Below are 9,334 nucleotides of genomic sequence, written 5' to 3' on the forward strand. Positions count from 1 at the left end.
CGAGACGGTGCCCGGCAGGCCCCCGGCAGCGACGACACCACGCCCGGCGGCGCGGCAAAGCCCGCCCCCGTCCCGGCCATCTCGCGCTTTCGGCGCATGCTGCCCGTGGTTGGCATTTTCGGCGCCGCCCTGTTGTACGGCGACGGGGTGATCACCCCGGCCATCTCGGTGCTGTCCGCCGTGGAAGGGCTGGAGGTGGCCACCGAGGCCGCCGCGCCCTTCGTGCTGCCCATCACCATCGGCGTGCTGGTGGGGCTGTTCATGGCCCAACGGCACGGCACGGAGCGCATCGGCAGGGTGTTCGGCCCGGTGATGGTGGTGTGGTTCGCGGCCATTGCCGCGCTGGGCCTCATGGCCGCGCTGCGCAACCCGCAGGTGTTCGCCGCCGTCAGCCCCAGCTATGCCGTGCGGTTCTTCATGGAAAACCACCTGCACGGCATCGTGGTGCTGGGCTCGGTGGTGCTGTGCATCACCGGGGGCGAGGCGCTGTACGCCGACATGGGGCACTTCGGCGCGCGGCCCATCCGCCTTTCGTGGATGGCCGTGGTCTTTCCCGCGCTGATGTGCAACTATCTGGGCCAGGGGGCCGTGCTGCTGGCCGACCCGGAACTGTCCTTCAACCCCTTCTTCGCGCTGGTGCCGCGCCCGCTGCTGTACCCCATGGTGGCGCTGTCCACGGTGGCCACGGTCATCGCCTCGCAGGCCATGATTTCCGGCGTGTATTCGCTGACGCAGCAGGGCATCCAGTTGGGCTTCGTGCCGCGCATGCGCATCATCCATACCTCTGAGGAAACGCGCGGCCAGATCTACCTGCCCGGCGTGAACTGGCTGCTGATGATCGCCTGCGTGGGACTGGTGCTGGCCTTCCGAGAATCCAGCCGTCTGGCCGGGGCCTACGGCATCGCCGTCACCGCCACCATGGGCATGACCTCGCTGCTCTACTACGCCGTGGCGCGCCAGCGCTGGGGCTGGCGGGCCTGGCAGGCCGTGCCGCTGGTGGCGCTGTTCCTGGCCTTCGACGGGGCGTTCCTGTCCGCCAACCTGCTCAAGATCATGGACGGCGGCTGGTTCACCCTGTTGCTGGCCCTGGGCATCATGCTCCTGATGCTGACCTGGCGCGACGGCCGGGCCGCCCTTTCCGCGCGCTTTGCCGCCGCCTCGGTGCCCTTCGGCACCTTCCTGGACGGAGTGCGCCGCACCAAGCCCCTGCGCGTGCCCGGCACGGCGGTGTTCATGTCCGTGAACCCCACGGGCACCCCGCTGCCCCTGCTGCACCACTACAAGCACAATCACACCCTGCACCAGACCGTGGTGCTGCTGACCATCGTGGCCGAATCTTCCCCCTTCGTGCCCCGGCCCGACCGGCTGGTGGTGCACAATCTGGGGGAAGGCTTCCACCGCATGGTGGCCCGCTACGGCTTCATGCAGACCCCGCGCGTGCCCGAACTGGTACAACTGGCCGCCGCGCGCGGCCTGCCCATGCGCATGGAAACCACCACTTTCTTCGTGGGCCGTGAAACGCTGCTCATCGGCAGCGGAAACCGCATGGCGGGCTGGCGCAAGGCGCTGTTCGCCTTCATGTCGCGCAACGCATGGAACGCCACCACCTTCTTCGGCATCCCGCCGGGGCGGGTCATCGAAATCGGCGCACAGGTGGAACTGTAGCGCCGCAAGGCGCAACGCCTGACGACAAGTCATGGGGTGCGGCGGTCCGCAACGCAACACCCCGCCGGGACGGGCACGACCGCGTGCACGACGCCCTTCCGCCGGAGGCATGCCGCTCCTCGCTTCCGTCGGCTGTCCGTCCCGGCCCCCCTCATCGCCCCTTCGGCATTCGCACCGCATGCGAACGCCGGGGGGCGATGTCGTAGAACACGCCGCACGGCACGACAAAGGGGCCGCCCTTGCGGACGGCCCCTTGTGTATCCTAGAAGCGGCGGGCACGGGCGTTACCCGGAACCACGCCGCACCCACAAAGACCCTAGCCGATCATTTCCAGAAACGCCTCGATGCGCACCTTGAGCTGCTCGGCGTCGGCCTCGGAGTAGTCCGTCTCGATGTGCAGGCTGGGCAGGTCGAACTTGTCGCGCAGGAAGTTGCGCACCTTGTACGCTTCCACGTTGTAGGTGTGGCAGGCTTGCCAGGTCAGGTCCACCACGCCGTGCGGCCTGAAGTCGGCCACCAGTTGCTCCAGCAGGTCGAAACGGCCCTGGTTGGGCGCCATGACCGAGCACGGCGTGGACAGGTAGCGGCGCGCCAGCGCGGTAAGCGGGTCGCCCGTTTCGGCCACCAGGTCGGCCTTCTTGTAGCCGGTGCAGTTTTCCATGCACACCACCTGGCCGCCGCATTCCTCGATGAGCCGCACCACCTTGTGCGAGCCCATGCCCACCGGCACGCCGGTCAGCAGGATGCGCGGGCCGCCCTTGCGTTCGGGCAGCGTTCCGGCCTTGGCCGCCGCCTGCACCTCGTTGACCACGCCTTCGGCCAGTTCGATGATGGTTTCGCGGTCGGCAAAGAAGCCCAGCTTGAAGAGCATCTCCAGCATCTGCATGCCGGTCACCGGGGCGGGTTCCATCTGCGGCAGGTCCATCAGCGCCTTCAGCGCGCGGCGCTCGCGGTTGGCCAGCTTGATGGCGTCGGTCAGGTTCTGGTCGGTGATGGTCACCCCGAAGTCGCTTTCCACCCGCTTCACCAGCCCCGACAACTGCTCGCGCCAGAAGGGCAAGGCCTCCTCGCTCGGCGTGGACGGCAGGTGCAAGAGGTGCACGGGCTTCATCTCGCCCAGCAGTTCGAACATCTTCTTCTTGCCGTCACAGGTGGTGTCCGCCACCACCAGGTCCGCCGCCGACAGGTAGGGGCACGAGCCTTCCATGGCAAACCCGAAACTGCTCTTGATGAGCGGGCACAGGTTGCGCGGCAGCACCTGCTCGGCCGTGGCAATGGGATCGTTGCGCGTGCCGCACAACACCACCGGCACCGCACCCGCCGCCAACGCGATTTCCGCCGGCGAGTACAGACAGTACAGACCCACCACCTTGCGGCCCGCCGCCTTGACCTCGCTGATGGCCAAAGCATTGCGTTCCGCCGCCGTCTTCAGCCGCTCGATGCTCTCCCACGTCATGTGCCTGCTCCTTTCCGGTTTTGAAGAGGAAGTTGGAGACAGGAACCGGGGAGGGGACCCTTTAAAAAGGGTCTCCCTCCCCGGACCCCTCCCCCCCAAACTTTCTCATTGGGGGGGGCTGGTCCTGTCCAACGGGTAGTTGCCCCGCTCCGCACTCATCAAGATGCCGTCACTGCCCCGCGCAACACTCCATAATTGAAAAGTTTTGGAGAAGGAGGGAGGGGGGCGGGGGAGGGAGGAAGAACCTTTCCCAAAAGGTTCTTCCTCCCTCCCCCGCAAACATTCCCCTACACTCCCCCTGCCCCGCCAACCGCCACGTCCTGCGCCGCGATGAGGGCGGCCCCGAGAGCCCCGGTGGCCTGGGGCATGTCGGACACGGTAACGGCAAGGCCGAGGGTAGCGGAAAAAATGCGGGCAAAGGCGGGGTTGGTGGCCAGGCCGCCGGTAAAGGCGCAGCCGGGCACCAGCGGCACGCGACCGGTCAGGGCTTTCAGGCGGCGGGCCACGGAGGCCACGATGGAGGCGGCCAGGTCGTCTTTGGATACGCCCTGGGCGATGAGCCCGATGACCTCGGTTTCGGCAAACACGGCGCACATGCTGTTGAGGGGCATGGGGGTACCGCGCAGGGCGGCGTCACCCATCTCGTCCAGGGTCATGTCGAGCACGCCGGTCATGACCTGGAGAAAACGCCCGGTACCGGCGGCGCACTTGTCGTTCATGACGAAGTCGCGCACGTTGCCGCGCTCGTCCACGGCCACCACCTTGCTGTCCTGCCCGCCCACGTCGAGCACGGTGCGGGTATCGGGCGCTAGGTGATGCGCGCCGCGCGCATGGCAGGTAATTTCGGTGACGGTGCGATGCAGGAAGGGCAGGGAGATGCGGCCATAGCCGGTGCCCACCACGCGGACAACCCGGTCGATGCCGGTTCCGGCCTCGCGCAGGGCGGCGTCCAATACGGCCTGTCCGGTTTCGCGGGGGTTCCAGCCGGTGGGGGTGACGGCCACGCCCAGTACGGCGCGCGAGGCGGTGTCGAGCACCACGGCCTTGGCGGCGGTGGAGCCCACGTCCACTCCGGCAACCAGACGGGCAACGGGCATGGGGCCTCCTGCGGAAAAACTCGGGCCACACGCGGTGCCCTGCCACTGGATAGCCCACCTGCCAAGTTCCTGTAAAATCGATACTTTCTATCGCACACAGACAAATACATAGACCTGTGCGCCACAACCGCCGTCGTGCGGCATGCGGGCGCAATGGCGTTCCGGCGTCGAGCAGATCACGCGAAGGCCGACGGGCATCCATCTCCCGCTCCGCCACCCACCAGAAAAAATACTCCCGTTTGACGCATCCGGTGATATCATGAAGGAGATGCCCGCCTCGTTCCGTCAGCAGAGGGGGAAGGACTGGGCAGGACTGGGCAGGACTGGCCGCGCCCCTGCGGAAAAAAAAATCGCATTCCGCGCAAATTTCCCCGTGGTTTTGATGTCCGTCACATCGAGCGTTCGTCCCCCGGACTATTGTGCACTCAACGACGGGGCGAAAGGCCACGACGGGACGGGCGCGGAAACGTTTCCGCCCCGACGACGCCGCCCCGCCGAACCACAACCACGACGGAGCGAGCCATGGTCCTTTCGAAGATTTTAGGCCTCTTCGGCCACAAGAATGAACCCCAGAAAAAGGAGAGCCCCATGTCCATGTTCTGCAACCAGTGTGAACAGACCGCCAAGGGTACCGGCTGCACCACCATCGGCGTGTGCGGCAAACAGCCCGAAGTTTCCGCCCTTCAGGATCTGACGGTCTACGCCCTGCGCGGCCTGGCCCTGGTGGCCCTGGAAGCCCGCAAGAAGGGCATCGTCGATCCCGCCATCGATCACTACGGGGCCAAGGCCCTGTTCACCACCCTGACCAACGTCAACTTCGATCCGGCCCGCTTCCAGACGTACATCAACGAGATCGTCAAGCACCGCCAGGCCCTGGCCGCCCGTGCAGGAGTCTCGTTCAGCTCCGGCCCCGCCTCGTTCCAGCCCGCCGCCACCCTGGACGCCCTGGGCGCCCAGGCCGAAATCGCCGCGCTTACCGCCGACAAGAGCGACCCGGACATCGTCTCGCTGAAGCAGACCCTGCTCTACGGCATGAAGGGCCTGGCCGCCTACGCCGACCACGCCGCCGTGCTGGGCCAGACCGACCCCGAAGTGTTCGCCTTCCTGTTCAAGGGCCTGGCCGCCGGGTACGACGGCGTGCAGCGCGACCTTGGCCAGTGGGTGGAACTTGCCCTTGAATGCGGCAAGGTCAACCTGCGCGCCATGGAACTGCTGGATGCTGGCAACACCGGCACCTACGGCCACCCCGTGCCCACCCAGGTGCCGCTGGGCCATCGCAAGAACAAGTGCATCCTCGTTTCCGGCCACGATCTGCGCGACCTGCACGAACTCTTGAAGCAGACCGAAGGCAAGGGCATCGACATCTACACCCACGGTGAAATGCTGCCCACGCACGGCTACCCGGAACTGAAGAAGTACCCCCACTTCTACGGCCACTTCGGCACCGCCTGGCAGAACCAGCACAAGGAATTCCCGGCCTTCCCCGGCGCCATCCTGTTCACCACCAACTGCATCCAGAAGCCGCAGGATTCGTACAAGGACCGCGTGTTCACCACCGGCCTCGTGGGCTGGCCCGGCCTTGTGCACTGCGAGAACTACGACTTCTCTGCCGTGATCAAAAAGGCGCTGGAAATGCCCGGTTTCACGGAAGACGCGACCGGCAAGAACGTGCTGGTGGGCTTTGGCCGCAACACCGTCATGGGCGTGGCCGGCCAGGTCATCGACGCGGTGAAGTCCGGAGCCATCCGCCACTTCTTCCTGGTGGGCGGCTGCGACGGCGCCAAGCCGGGCCGCAACTACTACACCGAGTTCGTGGAAAAGACCCCCAAGGACACCGTGGTGCTCACGCTGGCCTGCGGCAAGTTCCGCTTCTTCGACAAGGAACTGGGCGACATCGGCGGCATTCCGCGCCTGCTGGACGTGGGCCAGTGCAACGACGCCTACTCGGCCATCCAGATCGCCGTGGCCCTTGCCGGCGCCTTCGAGTGCGGCGTGAACGACCTGCCCCTGTCGCTGGTGCTCTCGTGGTACGAGCAGAAGGCCGTGGTCATCCTGCTCACCCTGCTGGCCCTGGGTATCAAGGACATCCGCCTCGGACCGTCACTGCCCGCGTTCATCACCCCCAACGTGCTGAACTTCCTGGTGCAGAACTACAACATCAAGCCCATCACCACTCCGGATGAAGACCTGAAGGCCATTCTGGGGTAGGACGACCACACGCTGAAACGACGGGCTCGGGGGGCGGCACCGGCCGCCCCCCTCCCGCCCCGCCCGAATACGGATTACGACACACCGCCGACGCATCACGGGTCCTTCAGCCACGGCCACCGCACCCACAGCCGAGCCGTCCTACATCACTGGCATCACCGACATCACCGATATGGCCCCCCACCGACACGGGGCCGCCCGCGCTCCAACCCGCGGGCAAGGATCACAGACATGAAGACCACCCGGAACATCCTGGAAATCGACGAAGAACGCTGCGACGGCTGCGGCGCCTGCGTGCTGGACTGCGCCGAAGGCGCCATCGCCATCGTGGACGGCAAGGCCAAGATCGTGTCCGACAGCTTTTGCGACGGCCTTGGCGCGTGCCTTGGCAGCTGCCCGCAGGGCGCGCTGCGCATCATCCAGCGCGATGCCGTTCCCTTCGACGAGGACGCTGCCATGGAACACGTGCGCAAGCGCGACGGCGCGCAGCCCCGCACCGGCGACCATCATTCCGCCCAGGGCAGGCCCGACGGACACGGCGTGCACGGTCATTACGGCCTGGCGCGTCAGGCCGGACAGGGGGCCGGGCACGGGCCGGGACACGGCCACGGTGGTGGGCATGGCGGCGGCCACGGCGGCTGCCCCGGCTCCATGATCCGCAGCTTCGCCAAGTCCGAGGCTCCCATGTTCGGGGTGGCGGAAGGCCCGGTTTCCGGACCCGGCCACTGGCCGCTGAAGATCCGCCTGGTGCCCCCCACGGCCCCCTACCTGAAGGATGCCGACGTGCTGGTGGCGGCGGACTGCGCGGCGGCGGCATCGCCCCTGTTCCACAGCCACTTCGCCCGGGGCAAGGTGGTGCTCATCGGTTGCCCCAAGTTCGACGACACCGACGCCTACGCCCAGCGGCTGGCCGAAATACTGGCCACCAGCGGCATCCGGTCCATGACCGTACTGCGCATGGAAGTGCCCTGCTGCCGCGGCCTTACCGCCGCGCTGGCCAAGGCCCGCGAATTGTCCGGCACCAACGTGCCGCTGAACGAAATGGTCATGACGTGCCAGGGCGCTCCCGCGCCTACCCCGCTCGCCTGATGCGCCAGCGCCTACCCCGCTCGCCTGACGCGCCAGCGCCTACCCCGCTCGCCTGACGCCCCGGCCCCGACGCCACTCGCCTGACGCCCCGGCGTCAGCAACGCCCACCCGGCACGGCGACCTGTTCCGCAAGCCAGCCTCCGCAACCACATGACGTACGGCCCGTATCCCCGGGCCGTACGTCATTCTGCATTTGGTAAACCCCGCACACAAAAAGGGTGACGAAACGGCCCCGGCTTGCATACAGTAGGGATACGGGAAAACACTTGCGGTGCTTTTGGGGAAAAGGGCGCCGCACAGGGCGGCATCAAGGGCGTTCCATGAACGACTACGAACTGCGCAAATTCGTCGCGCCGGAATTCGTCTTCGGGTACGGCGCGGCTGGTCTGGCCGGGCGGCATGCCCGCAACCTTGGCGCATCGCGCTGCCTCGTGGTGTCCGACCAGGGCGTGGCGGCGGCGGGGCACACAGAGGCAGTGGTCCGCACCTTGCGCGATGAAGGCATAGCCTGCGCGACCTTTCTGGGGGTTTCGGAAAACCCCCGCGATACCGAAGTGATGCAAGGCAGCGAGGTGTTCCGCGCCGAAGGGTGCGACGCCATCGTGGCCGTGGGCGGCGGCAGCCCCATGGACTGCGCCAAGGGCATCGGCATCGTGGTGGCCAACGGTGGGCATATCCTGGATTACGAAGGGGTGGATGCCATCCCCAAGCCCATGCCGCCGCTGGTCTGCGTGCCCACCACGGCGGGCAGTTCAGCCGACGTCTCGCAGTTCGCCATCATCCGCGACACTCCGCGCAGGGTGAAAATCGCCATCGTCAGCAAGGCCAACGTGCCCGACGTGGCCCTGGTGGACCCGCTGACCACCCTGACCAAGCCGCGCGAACTCTCCGCCGCCACCGGGCTGGACGCCCTGACCCATGCCGTGGAAGCCTACGCCTCCAACGCGCACTCTCCCGTCACCGACATGTTCGCCCTGGAGGCCATCCGGGGCATCGGCACCGCCCTGTTCGACGTGCTGGACGACCTGGGCAACCGCGATGCCAGGGCACGCATGGCCCTTGGCAGCATGAACGCGGGGCTGGCCTTTTCCAATGCCATCCTGGGGGCGGTGCACGCCCTGTCGCACAGCCTGGGCGGCCTGCTGGACCTGCCCCACGGCGAATGCAACGCCCTGCTGCTGCCCTTCGTGGTACGCCGCAACTACGTGGCGGCACCGCAACGCTACCGCCGCGTGGCCGAGGCACTGGGCGTGGCGGATGCACTTGCCGCCCCGGACGACGAGGTGCGCGAGGCCCTGTTCGCACGGCTGGGCGACATGCGCCGCAGGGCCGGGTTCGACAAGGGCCTTGCCCAGTACGGGGTTACCCGTGGCCAGTTGGCGGAACTGGCGCGTCTGGCGCTGGAGGACCCCTGTCTTTCCACCAATCCGGCCCCACTCGACGCGCGCGAACTGGAAAATCTGTATGCCGAAGCGTTCTGACGACCTGCGGGCAAAGCTCATCGGGCTCGGGCAGACCTCCACGCGCAAGAGCTACTACCCGGAGCTGAAAGAGCGTCTTCAGCAACTGGAGCTGTTCCGCGCCCTGCTGGAAAGCGCGGGCGACGGCGTACTGTTGCTGGCCGCCGAAACCCTGATGGTGCTGGACGCCAACGGCGCTGCCTGCCGCTTCGCCGGGCTGCCATGGGAAGCCCTGACCGGGCGCCCGCTGGCGGTGGCATTTCCCGAACTGGCCGGGTGGAAGCCGCGTCTCGCGAGCAATGCCGAAGACGCCGCGCCGCAGGACACCCCGCGCCCCGGCGCCTGGCACATGGCCGATG

Annotated in this window: 7 protein-coding genes; 5 read left to right on the forward strand and 2 right to left on the reverse strand. The window is 67.2% G+C overall.

The features are described 5' to 3' along the window. On the forward strand, positions 1–1,665 hold a 1,665-nt coding region (locus FVW27_RS00985; protein ID WP_167121956.1), incomplete at its 5' end, for a potassium transporter Kup. Between the two features lie 316 nt (positions 1,666–1,981). On the opposite strand, the gene FVW27_RS00990 is transcribed toward FVW27_RS00985, so the two are convergent. Both FVW27_RS00990 and FVW27_RS00995 read right to left on the reverse strand, forming a co-directional pair. Continuing rightward, positions 1,982–3,121 (reverse strand): double-cubane-cluster-containing anaerobic reductase, encoded by a 1,140-nt coding sequence (locus FVW27_RS00990; protein ID WP_167121958.1) that lies wholly within the window; start codon positions 3,119–3,121, stop codon positions 1,982–1,984. A 287-nt stretch (positions 3,122–3,408) separates the two neighbouring features. Further along, on the reverse strand, positions 3,409–4,218 hold the full coding sequence (locus tag FVW27_RS00995; RefSeq protein ID WP_167121959.1) for an acyl-CoA dehydratase activase: 810 nt from the start codon (positions 4,216–4,218) through the stop codon (positions 3,409–3,411). Between the two features lie 594 nt (positions 4,219–4,812). Between FVW27_RS00995 and hcp the strand changes: the two genes are divergently transcribed. The 4 genes from hcp to FVW27_RS01015 form a co-directional block, all read left to right on the forward strand. Further along, complete coding sequence (gene hcp / locus FVW27_RS01000) at positions 4,813–6,426, forward strand: hydroxylamine reductase (protein ID WP_208294552.1); 1,614 nt, start codon at positions 4,813–4,815, stop codon at positions 6,424–6,426. A gap of 231 nt (positions 6,427–6,657) precedes the next feature. Continuing rightward, on the forward strand, positions 6,658–7,515 hold the full coding sequence (locus FVW27_RS01005; protein ID WP_167121963.1) for an ATP-binding protein: 858 nt from the start codon (positions 6,658–6,660) through the stop codon (positions 7,513–7,515). Between the two features lie 320 nt (positions 7,516–7,835). Further along, positions 7,836–8,996, forward strand: coding sequence for an alcohol dehydrogenase-like regulatory protein ErcA (gene ercA, locus FVW27_RS01010; RefSeq protein WP_167121964.1), 1,161 nt, complete (start codon positions 7,836–7,838; stop codon positions 8,994–8,996). Next, positions 8,980–9,334: PAS domain-containing protein (locus tag FVW27_RS01015; protein ID WP_167121966.1), on the forward strand; the 355-nt coding region annotated here is incomplete at its 3' end. The genes ercA and FVW27_RS01015, both read left to right, overlap by 17 nt.

The sequence above is a fragment of the Nitratidesulfovibrio liaohensis genome (assembly GCF_011682075.1).
In the GTDB taxonomy this organism is placed as follows: domain Bacteria; phylum Desulfobacterota; class Desulfovibrionia; order Desulfovibrionales; family Desulfovibrionaceae; genus Cupidesulfovibrio; species Cupidesulfovibrio liaohensis.

Bases quoted from the DNA above. Each gene is read 5' to 3' on its own strand.
- FVW27_RS00995 (WP_167121959.1), bottom strand. From the start codon at position 4,218: ATGCCCGTTGCCCGTCTGGTTGCCGGAGTGGACGTGGGCTCCACCGCC.
- FVW27_RS00990 (WP_167121958.1), bottom strand. From the start codon at position 3,121: ATGACGTGGGAGAGCATCGAGCGGCTGAAGACGGCGGCGGAACGCAAT.
- ercA (WP_167121964.1), top strand. From the start codon at position 7,836: ATGAACGACTACGAACTGCGCAAATTCGTCGCGCCGGAATTCGTCTTC.
- hcp (WP_208294552.1), top strand. From the start codon at position 4,813: ATGTTCTGCAACCAGTGTGAACAGACCGCCAAGGGTACCGGCTGCACC.
- FVW27_RS01005 (WP_167121963.1), top strand. From the start codon at position 6,658: ATGAAGACCACCCGGAACATCCTGGAAATCGACGAAGAACGCTGCGAC.